Here is a 21398-nt window from a genome sequence, read left to right as displayed (position 1 = left end):
CAGGCTCGCGCCTGTTGCTACCGGCGCCGCTGCAACCGGCGGCTCGCACGCGCCCCGGCTCCCTAACCGCGGCTGTAGTACTAAGCATCTTGGCCATTACGCGCTCGCCCGAGATTTTTTCGCGGCGCTCCTCACAGCGCGCGTCGCGCTGGCCACGCCGATCCGGGCCGCCCCCGTACCGGCCGGCGCTCACCCCTTCAGCCGCGGCGACGAGCGCCTCGAGGGCTGGCCCACCGTGATCCCATCCCCGCTGCCCGCGCCGAGCAGCGCGCGGCGCACCAGGGCGCCCCGCTCCTCGGCCGCCCGGACCTTCTCCTCGAAGTGGGCCATCACGTTGAGCTGATTCCGCTCCTCCGCGCGCGAAGCCATCCGCTGCGCCAGCGCCGCTGTGTCCTCGATCGTGCGGAGCGCGATCCAGAGCGCCGCCTCGAGCGCCTCCGCCTGCTCGTTCTCCAGCCCCTCTGGGGTGTACCGATGGCCGACCTTGCACCGGAAGCTGAGGATCGCGCCGTCGCCGTTGCGGGTCAGGTTGCCTCCGCAGTCCGGACACGTGAATTCAATCTCGGGTGCCTCCACCCTTTCCCCCACCAGTCCATGGGGCGACTCCGCCTTCGCGGGCGCCTCTCCTGCCCTCTGATGCACCAGATCGACGAGCAGCGACGGGAGGCGCGCCAGGGGGACGCAGTGATCCACGGGCACGTTGTCGAGCGCGCTCTGCGGCATCTCCGGAAACAGGGCGTCCCTCGGATCCTGGACCACGGCGATGCCGCCGCGGCGCTTGATCTCCACCAGGCCGGCGGTGCCGCAGTCGCGCATGCCGGAGAGCACCACGCCGATCACCCGCGCGCCGTACGCCTCGGCCGCGCTCCGGAACAGCGGATCGACCGCCGGCCTGTGGCCGTTCTCCTTCGCGGTGCGCGTCACGCGCACGACGCCCTCGTCGAGCATCAGGTGGTTGTCCGCCGGCGCGATGTAGATGCGCCCGCGCTCGATCGGCTCGCCGTCGACCGCGGTCCCCACGGGCATCGGGGTCGTCCGCTCCAGGATCTGCGGGAGCACGCTCCGGGCCGTCGGCGGCAAGTGCAGGACCACGAACAGCGACGCTGGTAGACCCGAAGGCAGGCCCCCGACGAGCGCGATCAGCGCCTCCACGCCGCCCGCCGATGCCCCGATCGTGATGATGTCGTGTCCTGGCACAGTACGCCTCGTCGGGGGATGGGAGTGGGAGAGCAAGGTCGCGCCCCGTCGCAGCGGCGCTCACGCAGCAGGGCGAACGACGCGCTCCATCGTGTTCAGCAGCGTGTCCATGCTGGCCGGCTTCTGGATGACAGCCGCCGCCGAGAGCTCCGCCGCCGCCCTCCGGAGGTCGTCCGGCACGCGCGCCGAGAAGATCACGAGGGGCGGCCTCTGCGGCACCCCGCGGAGCCGCTCGATCAGCTCCGACGTCGTCGCCCCCGTCACGTTCAGATCGAGCAGGGCCGCCCCGTAACGTCGCTCCGTGAGCGCCGCGATCGCCTGGTCCGCCGTGTGGGCGAGCTCCACCTCGTAGTCGGCCATCCCGAGCATCTCCAGCAGCATATCGCTGGAATCACGATCATCCTCGATCACGAGGATCTTCGTTCTGTCTGACATGGTGTCTTCTCCGGTGCTGCTCGCACGAGAGCAGCTTCGTCCCGGCGAATCAATCCTGCGCGCCGCCATTCGCCCTCAGGGGGAGCCTGAGGGTGAACGTGGCGCCCTTACCCTCCGTGCTGAGCACGGAAATCTGTCCTCCATGCGCTTTGACGATCTCTCTGCAGATGAAGAGCCCGAGGCCCATGCCGCCGGACGACGCCCCTTTGGGACGCTCCACCTGGTAGAAGCTAGAGAACACGTTCGGCAGGTCGGCCGCGGGGATCCCCGGGCCGTAGTCCACCACGTCGAGCTCGGCGCTGCCGTCGGTCCGTCGCAGGCGCAAATCGATCCTGGTGGAGCCGTTCGCGTGCCGGAAGGCGTTGCCGAGCAGGTTCATGAGGACCTGCTCGAGGCGCGCGGGGTCGCCGTTCATCACCATCGGCTCCGCCGCGTCGGAGGGCAGGTCGAGGTGGATCTTCGGGGTCTGCGCGAGCGTCTGGGCGCTCTCCGCGACGTGCGTGACCAGCGGGACGAGCGCCACCTCCGAGAGCTTGAGCTCGAACTTCCCCGTCTGGATGCGGGTCGCGCTCACGAGGTCGTCGACCAGCCGATCGAGCCGCTCGCTCTGGGTGCGGGCGAGCGACGCGAAGCGGCGCAGGCGCGGATCGGCGTCCGCGGGGAGGAGGCTGCTCAGCATGTCGAGGTAGCCGCGCAGCGGCACGAGCGGCGTACGGAGCTCGTGGCTCGCCATGGCCATGAAGCGGTCCTGCAGCTTGCGGATGCTTCGCTCCGTGATGTCGCGGATGACGATGACGCCCCTCGCCACGGCGTCCGTGGCGGGCGCGCCGCTCACGCCGATGGGCTGGCCGGTAGCCTCGAAGTGCCGGATCGTGACGCCGGGGCCGGGGGCGGTGAACTCCATCTGGAAGCTCTCGCCGCGGGCGGCCCGCTGCTCCGGCGTGTCCTGGTGGAGCACCGGCCGGCCCTTCTCATCGTTCACCGTCAGCCCGCCTGCGCCGAACATCGCCTGGTACGCGTCGTTCGTGAGCAGCGGCCGCCCCGCGCCGTCGACCACGAGGAGCGCGTCGGCCATGCTGCGCAGGATCGCGACGAGCCGCGCCCGGTCCGCCTCGATCGGCGCGGCGAGCTCCTGGATCTCGCGGCTCCGCGCCTCCAGGTCGGCGTTCGTCGTGTTGAGCTCCTCGATCGTCGCCTGGAGCTCCTCGTTGACTGTCTCGAGCTCCTCGTTGGTCGCCTGGAACTCCTCGTTCAGCGTCTCGACCTCCTCCATGGCGGCCTGCGCCTCCTCGGTGGAGACCATCAGCTCCTCGTTCACGCCGCGGAGCTGCTCGTGCGCCGTCGTGAGCTCCTCGTTGGCCCGGAGCAGCCGCCGGTTGTGCTCGGCCATCTGCTGGATCGTCGCGTGCTCCTTGTCGCGGGCGGCCTCCAGACGAGAGATGGCCGTGGTCAGGGTCTCGCTCTCGCGGCGTAGCTGCTCGCGCTCGGCGGCGAAGCGCTCCTCGGCGCGCTCGCGCGCGGCCTTGGCCTCGGCGAGCTCGGCGCGGAGGTGCGCCTCCCGGCCGACGCCTTCCTGGCTCGCCTTCCGGCGCTGCACGGTCTCGGTGATGTCCTCGACCACGACAAGCACGGCCTCGGCCTTGTCCGGCTCGACCTCGGCACGAGGGCCGTGGCAGGTGATCTGGAGGTACGACGGCTCGCCCACGGCCGTCGACTCGACGGTGACGTCGAGCGGCTCCGGCGGTTCGCCCCGGAAGGCGGCGTCGATCGCGTCGAGCAGCTTGCGGTTGGGGACCGACTGCGCGAGGTGCACGAGATCCTGGCCGAGCGCCGTGCCGTGGATGCCGAGCAGGCGCCGCGCCGCGACGTTGATCTCCAGGATGTCGTAGCGGTTGTCGACGAGCACGATCCCCACGCGGAAGCTCGAGAGCAGCACATCGACGGACATGCGGGCGCGCGGGAGCTCCTTTGCGCCGCGCAGGGACGACATGATGGGGGGGAGCTTGCCGCGGGGCGCGCGCCGGGGCGGCGCCGGGGCGGCGACGGCCGCGGGGGGCACGAGGATGCGCTCCCCGTGGCGCACGTAGGTCTTGCAGTGGATGTCGTGCGGGACGAAGTACTCGCTGAGCGGGCTCGTTGTCTCGGCCTTGCCGAGCACGAGGTAGCCGCCTTCCCGCAGCGAGAAGGCGAAGAGGTGGAGGGTGCGGCGCTGGAGCTCGCTCGTGAAGTAGATGAGCACGTTGCGGCACAGCACGAGATCGAGGTGCGGGAACGGGGCGCGCTGGCCGAGGTCGTGCTCGCCGAAGACGGTGAGGTTGCGGATGCGCTTCTTCACCTGGTACTGGCCGTCGAGAGCGACGAAGTTGTGCTCGATGAGCTCGGGCGGCAGGCCCTCGACGGTGGCCGCCCCGTAGATCCCGCGGCGGGCGAAGGCGACCGCCTCGGGATCGAGATCGGTCGAGAAGATGCGGACGTGGAAGCTGTCGAGCTCGTCGCCGAGCAGCTCGCTGATCAGGATGGCGAGGGAGTATGCCTCTTCCCCGGTGGCACACCCGGCCGACCAGATCCGCAGCGATTTGTTGTCGGCGCGGGCGTGCTCGATGAGGGAGGGGAGGATCACTTCCCGGAGGTGCGTGAAGAGCTCCGGGTCGCGCATGAACTCGGTGACCTTGATGAGGAAGCTGTTGACCAGCCGCTGGTGCTCTTCGGGGCGATCGGCGAGGTAGCGCACGTACTGGTCGATGGTCTCGACGTTCGTGGCCGCCATCCTGCGCCGGAGCCTGCGCAGGATGGTGGCCTGCTTGTATTTCTTGAAGTCGATCCCGCTCCGCTCGCGCACGAGATCGAGGAGCGGCTGGAGGCGGTTGTCGTCCGGGGCGGGCTCGACGTACGAGCCTGACAGGAGGTCGTTAAGGATGCTCCCGATGCGGGCGAGATCGGCCACGATGTCGACCGTGGTTGGGGCCAGCGACTCGGGCATGCCTCGGAATTTCGCGGTGTCGGGGTTCTCGATGATGACCGTACCGCCGCACTTCTTGACGTGGCGGGCGCCGGCGGTGCCGTCGGAGCCGTTGCCGGTCAGGACGACGGCGATGAGGTTCTCACCGAAGACCTCCGCCGCGGTGCGGAAGAGCGTGTCGACGGACGGCTTGGGCCGCGCGCTGTTCTCCGGAAGGAGCCGGAGCTCATGGTCGGTGATCTCCACGTCGCGGCCCGCGGGAACGACATAGACGACACCGTCCTCGAGGGGGGCGACCGCGGTGACGGTGCGGACAGGCAGCTCGCTTCGGCGGCCCAAGACCTCGCCGAGGTGACTCGGTCGCCTCGGGTCGAGGTGCTGGGCGATCACGAGGGGCGCCGGGAAGGGGGCGCGCAGGGTCGCGACCAGCGTGCAGAGGGCCTCGATGCCGCCTGCCGAGCAACCAACCACGACGAGCTGAGGTTTGGGACGGGGTTCGATCATGAAATGTCTCGTGCCGTATTCATGATACATGCCGGAGGGGAGCGATGCTGGGGTATGCGCGACCCTGCCCAGATTGGGGTTTGGCCCGATGCGGGCGGCGAGCCGACCCGGGGCGAGCCGACCCAGGTTGCGGCGCGAGCCGACCCAGGTTGCGGCGCGAGCCGACCCAGGTTGCGGCGCGAGCCGACCCAGGTTGCGGCGCGAGCCGACCCAGGTTGCGGCGCGAGCCGCGAGCCGACCCAGGTTGCGGCGCGAGCCGACCCAGGTTGCGGCGCCGAGCTGCCGTGAGCCGCGCGTGACCCGACCCGGGTTGAGCCTGTTGCGCGTGCGCGGGTTCGACCCGACCCGCGATGAGATCCAATGGTCTACCTAATACGGGTTGCACCCATGAACCGGGTTCGTCTGCCGGTATGAACGAGCCCGTTCAATACACCCGCTGTTGTCAACTTGGCCCGGGTTGAGTTATTGTCACGACTCGCTGTAACGAACCCACGCAGTGATTACATCGTTGTGAGCACAGCGTCGGTTACGCTCGCGCCGTGAAATATGCGCATCCACCATGTCCCTGCCGGGAATACGGCGCTGCGTACACCTGCACGCCATCGTTCGAGCGCGGCCCGATACGAGGCGCGAAACGTCCGCACAGCGGTAGCTGCGATTCGCCATGCGCCGCCCTGCCCACGACCGACCGCGAACGTCGGATTGCGGTCGCGCAGCGCCTCGAAGCTCGTGGCCCGCTCGTAAGGGGACACCTTGCTGGCTTCTTCGGTGCCCAGAAAGCGCAACCCTTGCCGAGCTACCTCGGCATGTGCCTGCGCTTCGTGTCGCGCGAGCTCGGCGGCGACTGCACCGCGAAAGCCGTCCGCGCTGTCCTGCTCGATGGCGGGTGGCAGCGCGAGCGGGAGCGTTGCTTGTTCCGGCCACCGTGGGTTTTCCGGGTCGAAATACGCCGAGGGACGGGTCGCGCGCAGCTCGCCGCGGCCGATCTCGCCCACATCTACCTTGGCGCCCGGCCACTCATGCGCATGCCGGACCAGGCCAGCGGCCACAGGATTTGCGAGGACGTAGGCGATCTTCTCGACCACCGCCGCGTGCGTCAGCAGCCGCACCACGCTCGTGGCATCGTGGTCCCATACCGGCCCTTCCCACGTGCGGAGCACCTTCGTGCCGAGCGCGACGATGCGGTGGAAAAATTGCAGGAAGCGCGGCAGGACACCGTTCGGATCGGTCACGACGAGGTGCAGATGCGATGACATCGCGCAGAGCGCATGGACCTCGATGTTGTACCGGCGAGCCGAGACCGCGAGCGCGTAGACAATGAGCTGGGTGATGGCGGCGTCGGGGCGGAAGAGAAGGTGCCTGCGGAGGGCGCGACGCGTGATCAGGTAGGTCGCGCCGGGAGCGATATCGCGGGGCTGGCTCATGGCCGCTGCACATCAACAAGAGGCGTGCCGGGAGTTGTGGTGAATCATTCCGAGGATTTGGAGCGCTCCGGGGGTGGCGGCCGCCAGGGGGTTCCTCGATCCCGCCAGGTGTCCGCCGGTCTGGGCTGCTGTTGTTGGCCAGACGTGAATCGGGTCACTGGGGCAGGCCGCTGTTCTGCTGGCCGCACCTGGCTCGGCTCCTCAACCTGGGTCGGGTTGGGCACAGCTCAACCTAGGTCGGGTTGAGGGGGCAACCTGGGCACAGCTCAACCTGGGTCGGATTGGGTGGGGGGCAACCTGGGTCAGGCTGGGCTGGGCAACCTGGGTCGGGTTGGTTCCTGTGGGGCACACCTCAACCTGGGTCGGGTTGGGGCAGCGCTGACGCCACGGCGGCCCTGCACGCCTCCATCGAGGCGCGGAGCTCCTCCGGCGATCCACCCGGCGGATCGATGGGTGGGTGCACCACGACCCGGATCACCCCGGGCGCGGCGGCATACCGACCCTTCGGCTGGAGCGCGCCGGCGCCGTCGAGGGTCACCGGCAGGACGCGCGCGCCTGCGGCCGAGGCGGTGCGGAAGGCGCCCAGCCGGAACGGCAGCAGCCGGCCCGTCGCGCTCCGTGTGCCCTCGGGGAAGAACACCGTCGACCACCGCTGCATCACGTTGCGCCGCGCCTCGCCGAGATCCGTGAGCGCGCCGCGGGCGCGCCGCCGGTCGACCGGCGTGTGGCCGTACAGGCGCATGCCCCAGCCGAGCACCGGCACGCGGAACAGCGCGCGCTTCGCCAGGAAACGCATCGGCGTGCGCCCCTGAAGCACCACCAGGAGCGCGAGGATGTCGAGGGTGCTCTGGTGGTTCGCCGCGATCACGTAGCGCTCGCCCGGCCGCACGTGCAGCACGCCCTCGGCCACGACCCGCACGCCGACCAGCCAGAGCGCCCCGCGCGCCCACACCACCGAGAGCCGATCGTGCATCCGCTGCCGGGGATCGAAGGGGAAGCAGAGCAGCCCGATCGGGAGCAGCACGACCAGGAACAGCATCGCCCAGACATGGGCGAGCGCCGTGCGCACGACCTCGACAGGGCCAGCCGGCGTCGCGGCAGCGCTCGCGCCGCACGCGTCACGTGCATCGCGCGCGCCGCGCTGGACGAGGGGTCGCACCGATCACCATGGTACGATCCCGGGCGCCGCGCCAGAGCTCCTCCGGGGCCTCCGGCGCAGCGCGCAGTCCACGAGCACCCTCGGAGGCCCGGGATGGCCGGCCGCGTCGACTTCTACTTCGATTACATCTCGGGCTACGCCTACTTCGCCTGGCTGCGTATCCAGGAGATCTGCGATCGCCGCGGCGTCGCGCTCGACATCCACCCGGTGCTCTTCGCCGGCCTGCTCGAGCACTGGGGCCAGCTCGGGCCCGCCGAGATCCCGCCGAAGCGCGAGTGGGCCTACAAGGACGCCTTCCGCCACGCCCGGCTCCACGGCATCGAGCTCTCCTGTCCGAAATACCACCCCTTCAACCCGCTGCTCGCCCTGCGGCTGTCGCTGCGCGAGGTCGCCGGCGCCGAGCAGCGCAGGGTCGTCGAGGCCATCTTCCGGGCCGGCTGGGGCAAGGGCATCGACCTCGGCTCGCCCGACGAGCTCGCGGACGCGCTCGATCGCGAGGGGCTCGACAGCGTCGCGCTCATTGAGCGCGCGTCGGCGCCGGCCGCCAAGGAGGCGCTCCGGCAGGGCACCGAGCGCGCCGTCGGTCGGGGCGTGTTCGGGGTGCCGACGACCTTCGTGGACGACGAGCTCTTCTGGGGGAGCGACCGCATGGACCACATCGAGCTCGCCCTCGACGGGCGCGACCCGCTCGACCACGCCCGCGTGCGCGAGGCGCTCGCCCGCCCCAGGGCAACCGACCGGCGCAAGGTGCGCCCCACCGGCGACGGCTGAGCGCCGGCCGCGCCGCGCCTCCCGCCGCCGTCACTTCGCGACCGGCGGCGCCTCCGGCCCGTCGAAGCGCGGGACGAAGCCCTCGACGGAGGCGAGCGTCTCCAGCAGCGTCACGTGGCGCAAGCGCGGGATCGCCACGATCGTCGGCGCGCCGATCTCCTCCTCCGGGATCGCGAGCGTCGCCGCCTCCGCGAGCCCCGCCATGGTCGCGGCGACGATCTGCGTCGTGCCCAGGCTGCTCGGCGCCGCCGATCGGAGCTCGCGGGGCAGCCCCGTCCAGTACTCCCGCGGCGAGCCGGCGAACGCCGCCTCGACCGGGGGCCGCGGCCAGAACGTCGGGTCCCGCAGGCCGAGCTCCTCGACGAGCACCGCGCGCTCGGACCGGACGTCGCGCGCCCCCTCCTCGTCGCCGAGCAGGTCGAGCGCCTCGGCGCAGCGCTCGAGCGCCATGACGAGCTGCGTCCGGTTGCCCGAGGCGCGGATGAACTCGAGCGTCTCCAGGCTGTACGCCCTGAGCTCGCCGGCGTCGTGGCCCTGGAGCGCCAGCACGTGCATCCGGCCGACCCGGCCGAGGCTCACCGCGTACGCGTCGCCCGTCCCGGCCGACCCGATCTCGAGCGCCCGCTCGTAAGCGGCGAGCGCCTCGGGGAGGTGGCCCTGCACGAAGAGCACGTCGCCCAGGTACCCCTCGGCCCAGCCGCGCCCCATGCCGATGCCCAGCACGCCGCTGAGGTTGCACGCGTTCGCGATCAGCACCCGCGCCCGCGCGAGGTGGCCCACGTGGAACTGGTGCCGGCCCGCGTACATCGTGCCGACGTACAGGTAAAGCCCGCTCAGGCCGTGCTCCTCGGCGTACGAGAGGAGCTGCGCGGTCGACCGGACGCCGAGATCCCAGTCGAACCGGCCCTCGGCGAGCACCGCGTAGTAGAACCACGTGCCGAGCAGCCGCACCGGGTCGCGCAGGCGCTCGGCCAGGCGCGCGGCGTCCGCGGCGCTCTGCTCGGCCTCGGCGTAGTGGCCCGACTGGCTCAGCGCCACGCAGAGGATGCCGCGCGAGTGGCAGAGCTCGACGTACTCGCCCGCCGCCTCGGCGAGCTCGCAGCCGCGGCGGAGCGGCTCGGTCGCCGGGCCGACCTTGCCGGCCGCGCACAGCGCGCGCCCGAGGATGTTCGCGGGCAGGCACTGGTACGGGCGCAGCTCGGGGCTCGCGCCGATCGCCTGGAGCGCCTTGCGGCTGTGCGCCACCGCGTCCGCGAACTCGCCCCGCACGTAGTGCACGCGCGACAGCGCGCTGGAGAGCGCCGCCGTGACGAGCGGCGTCTCGGGCAGCGCGCCCTGCGTGCGGCGCAGCAGATCGAGCGGCTCCGCCGTGCTGCCGAGCAGGCACGCCACGCGCGCGAGCTCGTGCGCGCACCGGGCCCTGAGCTCGACGCGCGCCGGATCGAGCGGCAGCCGCTCGAGCAGCGCGAGCGCCTGCTTGAGCCGCCGGCTCGCGCCGTGCGGGTCCTGGAGGCGGTCGGCCTCGCTCGCCGCGAGCAGGTACGTCGACGCGGCGCGATCCAGATCACCGGCGCGCTCGATGTGGTGCGCGAGCGTCCCCGGATCGCCGCCGCGCAGCTCGATGCGCCGCGCGATGCGCCGGTGGACCTCGCCGCGATCCTCGGGCGGCATCCGGGCGGCGAGCTGCTCGCGCGCCGCGTCGTGGGAGAACGACGTGAGGCGCCCGTCCTCGCTCAGGCAGACGTGGTGCGCGGCGGCGTCGCGCAGGGCGCCGTCGACCTCCGCCGCGTCGAACAGGCCGAGCTCGACAAGGTCGTCGCGCTGGAACTGCCGGCCGATCATCGCGGCGACGCCGAGGACCCGGACCGTCGTGGGATCGAGCGCCTCGATGCTGCGCGCGAGCACGTCCGACACCGACGCGGGCGCGCGGTAGTGCGCGTCGGCCCGGGAGAGCTCGAGCGCGCCGCTCCGGCCGCGCTGCAGGAAGCCCTCGGTCTCCATGTTGCGGACGACCTGGATGTTGAAGAGCGGGTTGCCGGCCGCGAGCAGCGGGACGCGGCGCACGAGCTCCTGCACGAGCTCGTCCCCCGCGCCGCGGCCCAGCGCCGAGAGCAGCGCCCGGTTCGCCTCGGGCGGGAGCGGGCCGAGGTCGAGCCGCTCGACGCCCCTCCACGCGAGCCACCCCGCCGCTCGCGGCGTCATCGGCGACGAGCCGGGCGGCCCTGGCGACGCCGACGCGACGCGCTGCCCGGACGAGCCGGGCGGACCTTGCGATGCCGACGCGCCGCGCGGCGCGGACGAGCCCGGCGGCGGCAGCGAGCTGCGCCCTCCGAGGAACGGCGGCCGGGCGGTCGCGAGCAGCAGGACCGGCATCTCGCCGAGCTGATCCGACAGCCGCAGGAGCACATCCTGCGTCGCCTCGTCGGCCCAGTGCACGTCCTCGATCGCGAAGATGACGGGGATCTCCTCGGAGATCGCGCCGAGCAGCCGCAGGATCAGATCGGCGATCCAGCGCGTGCCGCCCGGGCCGATGGCGCCGCCCTGGTCGGCGAGCCCGACCGCGCGGATGAGCTCCGGGACGAGCCCCTGGAGCAGGGCCGCGTCCTCGGCGACAACGAGGCTGACAAGCCGGCGGATGCGCGCCGCGCGGGTGTCGCTGTGCCGCTCCAGCCAGAGCGCGATCTGCGTCAGCGCCTCGCGGAGCGCGGAGTAGGGGACGAGCCCGGAGAGCTCCCGGCACCGGCCGTAAGCGACGATCGCCGCGCCCGCCTGCTCCGCGCTCCGCAGCAGCTCGGCGACGAGGCGGCTCTTGCCGACGCCCGCGTCGCCGACCACCACGGCCGGCCGCGGCTCGCCGCGCACCACGCACTGGAGGAGCTCCACGAGCCGCCCGAGCTCCTGCTCGCGGCCGATGAACGGCGCGTCGTCGAGCGCCTCGGGCGAGGACGCCTCGCGCTCGAGCGGGCCGTCGTCGGACGGCTGGGCCGGCTGCGCGGGCGAGGCGCCGTGGAGCGTGACGTAATAGAGCTCCTTGAGCCGCGCGCAGAGCCGGGCCGCGCTCGAGAAGCGCCGCGCGGGGTCGCGCTCCATGAGCTCTTCCACGAGCGCGACGACCGGCGCCGGCGTCTCCGGCGCCACCTGGGAGAGCGGCACGAGCGCGCCGTAGATCTTCTGGTTGATGATGGCGTTGACCGTGCCGCCCGAGAACGGGAGCCGGCCGGCGAGCAGCTCGTAGAGCATGACGCCGACCGCATAGAGGTCCATCCGGGGGCTCGGGCGGCCGAGCGCGCCCCGCTTCAGGCACTCGGGCGCCAGGTAGGCGATGGTCCCCGCGTTGACGCGCGTGTGCTCGGGCTGGAAGCTCACCGTGAGCGTGGCCAGGCCGAAATCGAGGATCTTGAGCCGGGGCTCGTACGGATCGGTGAGGACGATGTTGCTCGGCTTGAGGTCGAGGTGCAGGACGTTGAGCGCGTGGCAATGGGCGAGCGCCTCGGCGACGCGGCGCGCGATGCGCAGGGCCTCGATCGTATCGAGCGAGCCCATCCGCGCGAGGTACCGGTCGAGCGTCTCGCCCTGGACGAGCTCCATCGCGAGGTAGAGGCCGACGCCGTCGAGGACGCCGTACGAGCTGAGCTTGACGAGCGACGGGTGGCGCAGCCGGAGCAGCGCCTCGATCTCGTTCTGCTGGGCGAAGAGCTGCCCGACGTTCTGGGCGCTCACGTCCTTGAAGATCTTGATGGCGGCGTCGCTTCCGGCCTCGTCGTGGCCGCGGAACACGGCGCCGAAGCCGCCCTCGCCGAGCGGCTCGTCGATCGTGTACTCGCCGATCCTGGCGCCGCGCTCGATCAATGGACCGCCGACCATCGCTCCTGCCCTTCCGAGGTCTCCGTCATCGCCTGCAGAGGCATCATGATACTCCGGACGCGGCGCCGTGCCGGGCGCAATGGCCCCTCCCGACGCGCGTCATCGACGCCGACCTCCGGGAGGCGTAGCGCGCATCAACGAACCTCGCCGCGACTCGCTTCGCTGGACAGGAAACATGGTTGTTACACAGGCGCTGGCGGGCCCGGTGCTTGTCCGGACGTCCGTACGTCCATGTCGTGGATAAAAGGTGAGCTCGCATCCAGAACGGCGTTTTGCCCGGCGTGGCCGCTCCGGGAGCTGGCGGCGATAGCCGTTTCCGGGAGATGAACGCCCCAAAAGACAACGGCGGCAGCCCCCTCCGGGAGGGGACCGCCGCCGCGTCCGGTCTCAGGCCGGTCCGGGGATCAGGTCCCGCCGCTGGCCGAGCCGCTCGCGGAGCCGCTGACGCTCGCGCTCGCCTTGATGTTCACGTCGATCGAGGCGGTCGCGCTCGCCGACGCGTCCACCGCGGCCGCGACGCAGGCGACCGCCTTGCCGCCGGCCTGGAGCGCCGCGTCCTTGAGGTCGGCGCCGGCCTTGCCCACGCCGGACACGGCCGCCGCGAGCTTCTTGCCGGTGCCGAGCTGCACCTTCGCGATCGCCGGGAGCGACGTGCGGAGCGCCGCGACGAGCTTCTGCGCGTCGGCGTTCACCTTGCCGTTCGCCACGATGCGGACGTTCGGCGGGTCGCACTTCGCCGAGCCGGCGGTCTTCGCCGTGCAGCTCATCTGGCAGCTCGGGTCGACGCTCGGGGGCTTGAACTCGCCCGAGCACTTCGGCTCCTTGATCTCGGCGCTGCAGCCGCCCGAGCAGGAGCCCGAGCACTTCGCCGCCGCCTTGATCTCGCAGGAGCCGGAGCAGGAGCCTTCACAGGTGCCCGAGCACGACCCCTCGGCCTTCGCGTCGCACTTGCCCTCGCAGGTGCCCGCGCACGCCGCGCCCTTCGAGTCCTTGCCGTCGCACTTGCCGTCGCACTTGCCGCCGCAGGTGCCCTTGAAGCCGACGTCGCACTTGCCCGAGCAGCTCGCGTTGCAGGTGCCGGAGCACGCCGCGCCCGCGTCGACAGTGCACTTGCCCTTGCACTCGGCGTCGCACTTGCCGCTGATCTCGCCGCCCTCACAGGACGCCTCGAGCTTGCCGGGCTGCACCGGCGAGCCGCAGTCGCCGAGGCACGCCTGCATCGCGTTGATGTCGGCGTAGCACTTGGGGGGCTCGATCTGGACCGTGATCTTCGCGTCGGCGTTCGCCTTGACGGCGGCGCTCACCTTGGCGGAGACCGCGTTGCAGACCTTCTCGGCGCCCTTGCCGCCGCCCGCGTCGGCCTTGAGGTCGGCGTCGCTCATGCCGAGGTCCTTGCCGAGCTTGCCGCACGAGGCGATGAGATCCGCCTCCATGTCCGCCGTGAGCTTGTCGAGCGAGGCCGCGGCCTCGAGGAAGCCCTTGAGCTTGGCGTCGACATCGGCGCCGCCGTCGAACTTGAGGTTGGCAATGCCGCCGTTCTTCAGCTCCTCGCAGCCGCCCGCGGCGGACGCCAGGTCACCGGCCGGCCCCGGGAGGCTGTCCGCGCCCGGGATCCCCTTGCCGCCGCAGTTCATGAGGAGAGGCGAAGCCAGCCCGACCAGGGCTACGGGCATCGCGAACAACTTCCATCGATTGACGCTCATCTCAGAAACCCTCCGGCACCTCGATGGGTACCCCATGGGGCGCGGACCCTACACCGGTGACCGCGACCTTGAAAGCTGGGACCGCCGCGATCCCGCGCGGCGGTCGCTCCCACTGCCAAGCAGCCCCGCACTCCGGGCCCCAGCGATGGAGCGCCCTAATGCCCCAAGTCACGATCGCTGTAAAGAAACAAGCTGAGCTTGACGAGGGCTGGACGGCGTGCGGGGACGCGCCCTCACACCCGCTCACCCGTCGCTCACTCGTCGTCTTCGTCGAAGGGGAGGTTGAGCTGCGCGAGCGGCCGCGCGCCGACCGAGGGCCCGCCCTGCTTCTCGAAGAGCGCCTGCTCGCGCGCGATGTCGGCCTCGATGAGGTCCTGGTTGTCGTAGGCGAACGCGAGCGCGTCCAGCACGCGCGCCGGTCCGAGGTTCGGATAGCGCTTGAGCAGCGTCTCGACCGACGCGCCGCCGCGGTGCCACGCCCAGAGCCGGCGCACCGGGACGCGTGAGCCGAGCACGTGCGGGCTGCCGGCGAGCACCTGGCTGTCGCACCGCACGTGAGGGTGGGGTACGCGGATTCGCGGGAGCACCGGCGCGGCCATCGCGCGGGGACCCTAGTACCGGTCGCGATCGGATGGAAGGGCGCCGCGAGGCGCCGGGCACGCTCGTCGCGCGCTCGGGCCGCACGCCCGCGCCCCGCCGTGGGACCGCCCGTCGCGCCGCCTGCCGCCCGCGCGATCCGGGCTACCCTACGCCGCGGAGGCGCGCGAGCATCACGCCTGACGTCGTCACCGACCGGAGCCCATCCAATGACCCAAGCCGAGAAAAACCCGCTTCGCGAAGGAATGCCCGAGGAGCGCACCGCCTCGCCTGCAGCGCTCGTGATCTTTGGCGCCTCGGGCGACCTGACCCGGCGCAAGCTGCTGCCCGCGGTCTACAACCTCGCGCTCAGCCGGCTGCTGACCGGCGGCTTCGCCGTTGTCGGCGTCGCGCGGCGTCCGAAGCCGGATTTCGCCGAGGAGATGCGCGAGGCCGTCGCGAAGCACTCGCGGCGCCCGCTCGAGGAGGCCTCCTGGAGCGAGCTCGAGAAGGGCATCAGCTACGTGCAGGGGTCGTTCGACGAGGCCGAGACGTACACGCGCCTCGCCGCGGAGCTCGAGCGGCTCGACGCCGAGCGCGGCACCCGCAAGAACCGGGTCTTCTACCTGGCCGTCGGGCCCGACCAGTTCGCGCCCATCGTGCGCGGCCTGCGCGCGGCGAACCTCGTCGCGCCGCCGTCCCACGAGAAGGGCGCGCCGTTCCAGCACGTGGTCGTCGAGAAGCCGTTCGGCGAGGACCTCGCGAGCGCCCGCGCCCTCAACCGCGACCTGCTCGCCCACCTCGCCGAGTCGCAGATCTACCGGATCGATCACTACCTCGGGAAGGAGACGGTCCAGAACCTCCTCGTCCTCCGCTTCGGCAACACGATCTTCGAGCCGCTCTGGTCCCGCCAGCACGTCGACCACGTGCAGATCACCGTGGCCGAGGACATCGGCGTCGAGGGCCGCGGCAAGTTCTACGAGAAGGTCGGCATCACCCGCGACATCGTGCAGAACCACGCGCTCCAGCTCCTCACGCTGGTCGCGATGGAGCCGCCGTCCTCGTGGGACGCGGACGCGGTGCGCGACGAGAAGGTGAAGGTGCTCCGGACGCTCCGGCCGATCGTGGGCCGGGACGTGCTCTCGTCGACGGTGCGCGGGCAGTACGCGTCCGGCATCGTGCGCGGCGAGAAGGTGCCCGGCTACACCGAGGAGCCCGACGTCGCGAAGGACTCGTCGACGGAGACGTACGTCGCGATGAAGCTCCACCTGGACAGCTGGCGCTGGGGCGGCGTGCCGTTCTACCTGCGCGCCGGCAAGCGGCTGGCGAAGCGGGTGGCCGAGGTGGTGCTGCACTTCAAGCCGCTGCCGCACGGCCTGTTCAAGGGCGCCCCCGGCGCGACCGACGAGCCGAACGCGCTCGTGATGCGCCTCCAGCCCGACGAGGGCATCTCGCTCCGGTTCGCGGCGAAGATCCCGGGCAGCGGCATCGCCATCCGCGGCGTGACGATGGACTTCCGGTACGGCGCTGCGTTTGGCTCCAGCACGCCCGAGGCGTACGAGCGGCTCCTGCTCGACGCGCTGCGCGGCGACGCGACGCTGTTCACGCGCGCCGACGAGGTCGAGGCGCAGTGGGGCTTCGTTGACCCGATCTTCGAGGGGTGGGGGACGCAGCGCGCGCCGATCGCGCGCTACGCCGCGGGCACCTGGGGCCCCGCGGAGGCGGACGCGCTCGTCGAGCCGCCGACCGGCGCGTGCGGCGAGCGCAAGGCCTCGGAGCGCGCCTGGAGGCGGCCATGAGCGCGGGGCGCATCGCCGAGGTGATCAAGCGCGTCGAGTCGGAGCTCGCCGAGTTCTGGTCGGCGCCCGACGAGTCGCGGGCGGAGCCGGCCCCGAAGACGCGCGCGTCGACGATGAACTTCGTCGCGGTGGGCAGCCGCGCCGAGGTCGAGCGCCTGCGCGAGCAGGCCGAGGAGCTCGCCGAGACGCACGCGGGCCGCACGCTGCTCATCACGCTCGACGACCGGCTCGACCCGTCGAGCGTCCAGGCCGACTGGTCGGCCACGTGCCGCCGCGCCGGCGAGGTGCCGATCTGCTACGATCGCGTGGAGCTCACCTTCGGCGTGGCCGCCGCCGAGCGCGTCGCCTCGGTCGTCAGCGCGCTGACGATCTCCGACGTGGCCGTGATCGTCGAGCTCGCGCCGGGGGCGCCGAACGTGCTCGGCGACGCGCTCGCGCCGATCTGCGATCGGCTGGTGTTCGACTCGGCCGAGACGTGCCTAGAGCGCATCGCGGAGGTCGCGCGCGGGACGAGGGCGCCGCTCGCGGACCGCGCCTTCGTGCGGACGTTCTCGTTCCGCGAGCTCGTGGCCCGGTTCTTCGACGACATGCCGGAGGCGTGCCGCGCGATCCGGCGGGTCGAGATCACGCGCAGCGCGGGGCAGAAGCCGGACCCGGCGGCGCTGTTCCTCGGCTGGATGGGCTCGCGGCTCGGCTGGAAGTTCGAGTCGCGGGGGCCGGCGCAGGGCGGCGCCGGCGTGGCCGGCCGCGCGCGGGGCGCGGACGGCGCGCCGATCGAGATCGCGCTGGTCGACGGGCCGCCGGCCGAGGAGCTCTCGTGGCGGCGGCTCGACGGCGTGCGCATCGCGACGTCGCTGCGCGGCGAGCCGCTCTCGCTCGGGTGCGTGCGGCTCGACAAGGCGCCCGCCACGGTGCGGTGGACGATGGAGGGAGCGCGGTCCGCCGAGCACATCCACCCGCTCGGCTACCGCGACGAGACGTGGGTGCTGACCAAGACGATCGACTCGCTGGAGGGCGACCGGCTGCTGCGCGACGCGGTGCTCGCCGCCGCGGACTGGAGCGCCCTCTGAGGAGAATCGAGAGGAGGATCGAGATGAACGGTGCAGAGGAGACGTGCGTCGCGCGGGACACGGCGGAGCTCGCGCGCCTCGGGGCGGAGCTCATGGCGCGCGCGATCGCGGCGGCGATCGAGGCGCGCGGCGTCGCGCGGATCGCGCTCTCGGGCGGGAGCACGCCGTCGGGGTCGTACCAGCGGCTCGCGGCGCTCTCGCTGCCGTGGGAGCGGACCGAGTGGTTCTGGGTGGACGAGCGCGCGGTCGCGCCCGACCACCCCCGGTCGAACTACGGCGCCGCGCGCCGAGATCTCGCGGCGGCCCGCATCCCGGAGGACCGGTTCTTCCGCATGGGGGGGGAGTCGCCCGATCTCGCCGAGGCCGCGGGGCGCTACGAGCAGCTCCTGCGCGCCCGCTTCGGCGTCGCGTCGGCGGTGGCGTTCGACGTCATGACGCTGGGCATCGGCGACGACGCGCACACGGCGTCGCTCTTCCCGGGGACGGGGTCGGTGGGCATCGAGGACCGCCTGGTCGCCGCGATCCCGCCGCAGCCGGACAAGGGGCTGGAGGCGCGGCTCACGCTGACGGCCCCGGTGATCCGGGAGGCGCGCACCAAGCTGCTCCTCGCCTGCGGGGCGGGGAAGCGCGGGGTCCTGGAGCAGGCGAGGCGGCCGGGTCCGGCCGACGAGGTGCCGGCGCGCGTCGTGCGCGGCGGCGCCGGGCAGCTCGTCTGGCTGCTCGACGCGGCGGCGGCGCAGGCCGGGTAAGGCCGCGCGGCCGCTCCGGGGGAGCGCGCCCGGGATCTCGCCGGGCGCGCCCGCGCTGCGCGTCGCGCGCTGCGCCCATCGATCGAGCCCTGTGGGCTGGCCAGCCGGCGCGGCGGATTCACGCGGCGGGACGCTTGACGTCGTCGTCCGTTGCCTGAGAAAGCGCGGGCGCTGATGGCCGCGGGCGAGGTCAAAGCTGAACACCTCTACAAGCCGTATTCTGCTGTACGTTCTGCGCAGGTAGGGCGGGTGAGATCCGACGAGACGCTCCCGGAGGTGGTCGACGGTGACGGCGCCGAGGCGCGCCTGTTCACGGCCGCGATCCTGACGGGCAACCACGTCGCCGCGCGGCGCGCGCTCCACGCCGCGCTCGGGACGGGGCTCGATCACATCTACGAGCGCATCGTCGCGCCCGCGCTGGATGAGGTCGGCCGCCGCTGGTACCAGAACCGGATCACGGTGGCGGACGAGCACCTCGCCACGGCCGTCGCGCAGGCCGCCGTCGCGTCCCTGTACCCGCTGATCCCGTGGCCGGCGGGAGGCCCGCGGGCGGTGGTCGGCTGCGCCGAGCTCGAGCTCCACACGTTCGGCGCGCGCATGGTCGCCGATCTCCTCGCCCTCGACGGCTGGCAGACGACGTTCACGAGCGGGGGGATCTCGCTCGCGCGCGGGCTGGAGGACGCCGGTCGGGGCGCGGTGAAGCTCGTCGCCGTGTCGATCACCCTCGGGAGGCACGTGCCCGAGGCGCGCGCGCTGATCCAGCGCGTGCGCGAGGACGCGCCCGGCGCGAAGATCCTCGTCGGTGGCCGCGCCGTCGCGGCGCAGCCCGACGCCGCGGAGCTGCTCGGGGCCGACGCGGTCGCGACGTCGGCCTCGCTGGCCGTGAAGGTCGCGCGGGCATGGCGGTGACGCAGCCCGACGCGGCGGCGCTGCTCGGCGCCCTCCTCGCGAGCCAGGACGATCTGCTGCTCGTGGTGCAGCGCGGCGAGATCACCCACGCCAGCGCGGCGGCGGGCCGGCTGCTCGGCGGCGCCGCGGCGCCGGGCGGGGACGCCGCGTCGCTGTTCCACGAGAGCAGCCGGGAGAAGCTCGCGGCTGCCCTGGCCCACGAGGCGCCCGCCACCTGGGAGCTCCAGGTGTGCCGCGAGCACGGGGGCCAGGAGGCGGTGACGTTCCTCGTGGTCCCCGCGGCGGACGGGTCGCGCGTCCTCCTCGGGCGGGCCTTCCTGTGGGACGAGGCGCGCCGGAGGGAGGCGACCGCGATCGCGCTGACGAGCGAGCTCGCGAACCTCACCCGCGAGCTCGCGACGAAGGGCGCCGAGCTCGAGGCGGCGCGCGCCGGGCTCGAGGAGCTCGGGCGGCAGCGCGAGGATTTCATGTCGATCGTGTCGCACGATCTCAAGTCGTCGCTGAACGCCATCCGGCTCCAGGCGGCGCTCCTCCAGCAGGCGCAGAGCGATCCGACGCCGGCGCAGCGCGCGACGATCGCGGGGCGGCTCCTCCGCAACGTCGACAGGATGACGGCGCTCATCTCGGACATCCTCGACGCGGCGCTCGCCGACGCGGGGGAGCTGCGGATCGCGGCGCGGCGCCTGTCCATGGAGGATGTTGTCGCCGAGGTGGTCGACACGATCGCCCCGATCGCCGCCGAGGCGGGCGTGCAGATCCGCAGCGCGGCCGCGGGCGCCGCGCTCGTGCGCGGCGACGGGCGGCGGGTCTACCAGGTCCTCGTGAACCTCGTCGAGAACGCGATCCGGCACACGCCGCCGGGGACCGACGTCCTCATCGAGATCGAGCTCGCCGCGGGCGACGGCTGCGTGCGCTGCGCCGTGGAGGACGCGGGTCCCGGCGTCGCGCCCGAGGAGCGCGCGGCGGTGTTCGAGCGCTTCCGGCGTCAGGGCGGGCGCGCGGGCCGCGCCGGCCTCGGGCTGCACATCGCGCAGCGGATCGTGGCGCTGCACGGCGGGTCGATCTGGGTCGAGGCCGGCGCGCGCGGCGGAGCGCGGTTCGTCTTCGAGCTCCCATCGCCCGGGGACGCGGACGGGAGCGCGGATGCGGCCGCGGGCACGGGCGCGCGTTGAGCCGGCGCCTCGCGCCGCCGTCGGGGCGCGCGCGGTCCGCGCTCAGGGCTTGCGGGGCGCCCGGCGGGCCGGGGGGGTCTCCGCGGCGGCGAGCTCCCGCGCGATGGCGAGCGCGCCCCGCACGCCGACGAGGGGATCGGTGACCACCGCGACGGGCACGCCCTCGAGGAGCGGCGCGAGGCGGCCCTTCTTCAGGAAGGACTTCATGAACAGCTCGCGCCGCGCGGTGACGAGGTGCCGCGCGATGTTGCCGAGGACGAAGACCCCGCCGAGCGCGAGCTCGCGCAGGGCGAGGTTGCCGGCCTCGGCGCCGTAGATCTCGACGAACAGGTCGACCGCGCGGGCGGCGGGCCGGAACGCGCGGGCGAGGCCGATCTCGGAGATCGCCGCGTTGCGGTCGCCCTCGGCGAGGCGGCGCTCGATCGCGCGCGGCACGCGGGCGGCGCGCGAGGCGAAGAAGTCGAAGAGGGCGCCGAGCCCGTCGCCCGAGAGGACGCGCTCGTAGCTCACGTGATCCGGGTGGCGCTCGGCGAGGAACTGCCACAGCTCGGCCTCGACCGCGGAGCGCGCGGCGAAGTCGGCGTGCCCGCCCTCGGTCGGGAGCGTGAGGTGGCGGGCGCCGTCCCAGATGAGCCGTGCCTCGCCGAGCCCGGTGCCGGCGGCGATGACGGCGAGGTTGTTGCCCTTCGCCCGGGGCCGGCGCTCGGTGAGCGGCGTGATGGAGCCTCGGGGGATGTGCAGGCAGCCCCGCGCGCCGACGACGAGGTCGTTCGCGAGCAGGATGCGCCCGATCTTGAGCCGGCGCGACAGATCGCGCTCGGCGAGGCGCCACGGCAGGTTCGTGACGGCGGCGACGTGGTCCTTGATGGGGCCGGCGACGCCGAGCACGGCCACGGCGGGGTGGGGGGCGTCGCTGCGCACGAGGAAGGGGAGGGCGATCTCCTCGAAGCTCGCGTGCTCGCGGCTGCGGAAGACGGCCTCGGAGAGCGGCCGGTCGCCGGACGCGTCGTAGAGGGCGAGCCGGGTGTTCGTGCCACCGATGTCGCCGACGAGCAGCGACGGCGCCGCGGATCTCTTGGTCCTTGCCACGCGGCCGCCCTGCCAGCG

The 21398-nt window shown here is 72.7% G+C and carries 15 protein-coding genes; 6 read left to right on the top strand and 9 right to left on the bottom strand.

Features of this window, described 5'->3' with window-relative positions; all coding sequences use genetic code 11:
* Positions 1-189: 189 nt before the first annotated feature.
* From WMF42_RS22420 to WMF42_RS22400, 5 genes are all read right to left on the bottom strand, one after another.
* On the bottom strand, positions 190-1197 hold the full coding sequence (locus tag WMF42_RS22420) for a chemotaxis protein CheB (RefSeq protein ID WP_437694174.1): 1008 nt from the start codon (positions 1195-1197) through the stop codon (positions 190-192).
* A 60-nt stretch (positions 1198-1257) separates the two neighbouring features.
* On the bottom strand, positions 1258-1632 hold the full coding sequence (locus WMF42_RS22415; protein ID WP_437694172.1) for a response regulator: 375 nt from the start codon (positions 1630-1632) through the stop codon (positions 1258-1260).
* A 49-nt stretch (positions 1633-1681) separates the two neighbouring features.
* A complete protein-coding gene (locus WMF42_RS22410; protein ID WP_437694171.1) occupies positions 1682-5095 on the bottom strand; it encodes a CheR family methyltransferase in 3414 nt (1137 codons plus the stop codon).
* Positions 5096-5595: 500 nt separating this feature from the next.
* A complete protein-coding gene (locus WMF42_RS22405; RefSeq protein WP_437694169.1) occupies positions 5596-6519 on the bottom strand; it encodes a transposase in 924 nt (307 codons plus the stop codon).
* Positions 6520-6871: 352 nt separating this feature from the next.
* Positions 6872-7678 carry a lysophospholipid acyltransferase family protein gene (locus WMF42_RS22400; protein ID WP_437694167.1) on the bottom strand — a complete coding sequence of 269 codons (807 nt, stop codon included), beginning with the start codon at positions 7676-7678 and terminating at the stop codon, positions 6872-6874.
* A 93-nt stretch (positions 7679-7771) separates the two neighbouring features.
* Between WMF42_RS22400 and WMF42_RS22395 the strand changes: the two genes are divergently transcribed.
* The gene (locus tag WMF42_RS22395) at positions 7772-8449 is read left to right on the top strand and encodes a 2-hydroxychromene-2-carboxylate isomerase (protein WP_437694165.1); all 678 of its coding nucleotides are present in this window, start codon (positions 7772-7774) and stop codon (positions 8447-8449) included.
* 30 nt (positions 8450-8479) lie between these two features.
* Here the strand turns inward: WMF42_RS22395 and WMF42_RS22390 are convergent, their stop codons facing one another.
* From WMF42_RS22390 to WMF42_RS22380, 3 genes are all read right to left on the bottom strand, one after another.
* Complete coding sequence (locus WMF42_RS22390; RefSeq protein WP_437694163.1) at positions 8480-12313, bottom strand: protein kinase domain-containing protein; 3834 nt, start codon at positions 12311-12313, stop codon at positions 8480-8482.
* A 404-nt stretch (positions 12314-12717) separates the two neighbouring features.
* Positions 12718-14016 carry a hypothetical protein gene (locus WMF42_RS22385; protein WP_434048738.1) on the bottom strand — a complete coding sequence of 433 codons (1299 nt, stop codon included), beginning with the start codon at positions 14014-14016 and terminating at the stop codon, positions 12718-12720.
* Positions 14017-14270: 254 nt separating this feature from the next.
* On the bottom strand, positions 14271-14615 hold the full coding sequence (locus WMF42_RS22380; protein WP_061608220.1) for a DUF433 domain-containing protein: 345 nt from the start codon (positions 14613-14615) through the stop codon (positions 14271-14273).
* 207 nt (positions 14616-14822) lie between these two features.
* Between WMF42_RS22380 and zwf the strand changes: the two genes are divergently transcribed.
* The 5 genes from zwf to WMF42_RS22355 all read left to right on the top strand — a co-directional run bounded on the left by zwf (position 14823) and on the right by WMF42_RS22355 (position 20291).
* A complete protein-coding gene (zwf, locus tag WMF42_RS22375; protein ID WP_061608219.1) occupies positions 14823-16391 on the top strand; it encodes a glucose-6-phosphate dehydrogenase in 1569 nt (522 codons plus the stop codon).
* Entirely contained in the window at positions 16388-17461 is a 1074-nt protein-coding gene (locus WMF42_RS22370) for a glucose-6-phosphate dehydrogenase assembly protein OpcA (RefSeq protein WP_233561469.1), read from the top strand. The genes zwf and WMF42_RS22370 overlap by 4 nt, the downstream gene beginning before the upstream one ends.
* A gap of 23 nt (positions 17462-17484) precedes the next feature.
* The gene (pgl, locus tag WMF42_RS22365; protein ID WP_437694160.1) at positions 17485-18210 is read left to right on the top strand and encodes a 6-phosphogluconolactonase; all 726 of its coding nucleotides are present in this window, start codon (positions 17485-17487) and stop codon (positions 18208-18210) included.
* 249 nt (positions 18211-18459) lie between these two features.
* Positions 18460-19119 (top strand): cobalamin B12-binding domain-containing protein, encoded by a 660-nt coding sequence (locus tag WMF42_RS22360; RefSeq protein ID WP_061608216.1) that lies wholly within the window; start codon positions 18460-18462, stop codon positions 19117-19119.
* Positions 19110-20291 carry a sensor histidine kinase gene (locus WMF42_RS22355; protein ID WP_437694158.1) on the top strand — a complete coding sequence of 394 codons (1182 nt, stop codon included), beginning with the start codon at positions 19110-19112 and terminating at the stop codon, positions 20289-20291. Before WMF42_RS22360 ends, WMF42_RS22355 begins: the two co-directional genes overlap by 10 nt.
* A 42-nt stretch (positions 20292-20333) precedes the next feature.
* On the opposite strand, the gene WMF42_RS22350 is transcribed toward WMF42_RS22355, so the two are convergent.
* Positions 20334-21380 (bottom strand): glucokinase, encoded by a 1047-nt coding sequence (locus WMF42_RS22350; RefSeq protein ID WP_061608229.1) that lies wholly within the window; start codon positions 21378-21380, stop codon positions 20334-20336.
* Positions 21381-21398 lie beyond the last annotated feature (18 nt).

The organism is Sorangium sp. So ce176, assembly GCF_051519835.1.
Classification (GTDB): Bacteria; Myxococcota_A; Polyangia; order Polyangiales; family Polyangiaceae; genus Sorangium; species Sorangium cellulosum_G.
This window is presented reverse-complemented; position numbering and strand designations above follow the sequence as displayed.

Coding starts and splice junctions, on each gene's coding strand:
- pgl (WP_437694160.1), top strand. CDS start 17,485: ATGAACGGTGCAGAGGAGACGTGCGTCGCGCGGGACACGGCGGAGCTC.
- zwf (WP_061608219.1), top strand. CDS start 14,823: ATGACCCAAGCCGAGAAAAACCCGCTTCGCGAAGGAATGCCCGAGGAG.
- WMF42_RS22405 (WP_437694169.1), bottom strand. CDS start 6,519: ATGAGCCAGCCCCGCGATATCGCTCCCGGCGCGACCTACCTGATCACG.
- WMF42_RS22370 (WP_233561469.1), top strand. CDS start 16,388: ATGAGCGCGGGGCGCATCGCCGAGGTGATCAAGCGCGTCGAGTCGGAG.
- WMF42_RS22380 (WP_061608220.1), bottom strand. CDS start 14,615: ATGGCCGCGCCGGTGCTCCCGCGAATCCGCGTACCCCACCCTCACGTG.
- WMF42_RS22385 (WP_434048738.1), bottom strand. CDS start 14,016: ATGAGCGTCAATCGATGGAAGTTGTTCGCGATGCCCGTAGCCCTGGTC.
- WMF42_RS22395 (WP_437694165.1), top strand. CDS start 7,772: ATGGCCGGCCGCGTCGACTTCTACTTCGATTACATCTCGGGCTACGCC.
- WMF42_RS22355 (WP_437694158.1), top strand. CDS start 19,110: ATGGCGGTGACGCAGCCCGACGCGGCGGCGCTGCTCGGCGCCCTCCTC.
- WMF42_RS22415 (WP_437694172.1), bottom strand. CDS start 1,632: ATGTCAGACAGAACGAAGATCCTCGTGATCGAGGATGATCGTGATTCC.
- WMF42_RS22390 (WP_437694163.1), bottom strand. CDS start 12,313: ATGGTCGGCGGTCCATTGATCGAGCGCGGCGCCAGGATCGGCGAGTAC.
- WMF42_RS22410 (WP_437694171.1), bottom strand. CDS start 5,095: ATGATCGAACCCCGTCCCAAACCTCAGCTCGTCGTGGTTGGTTGCTCG.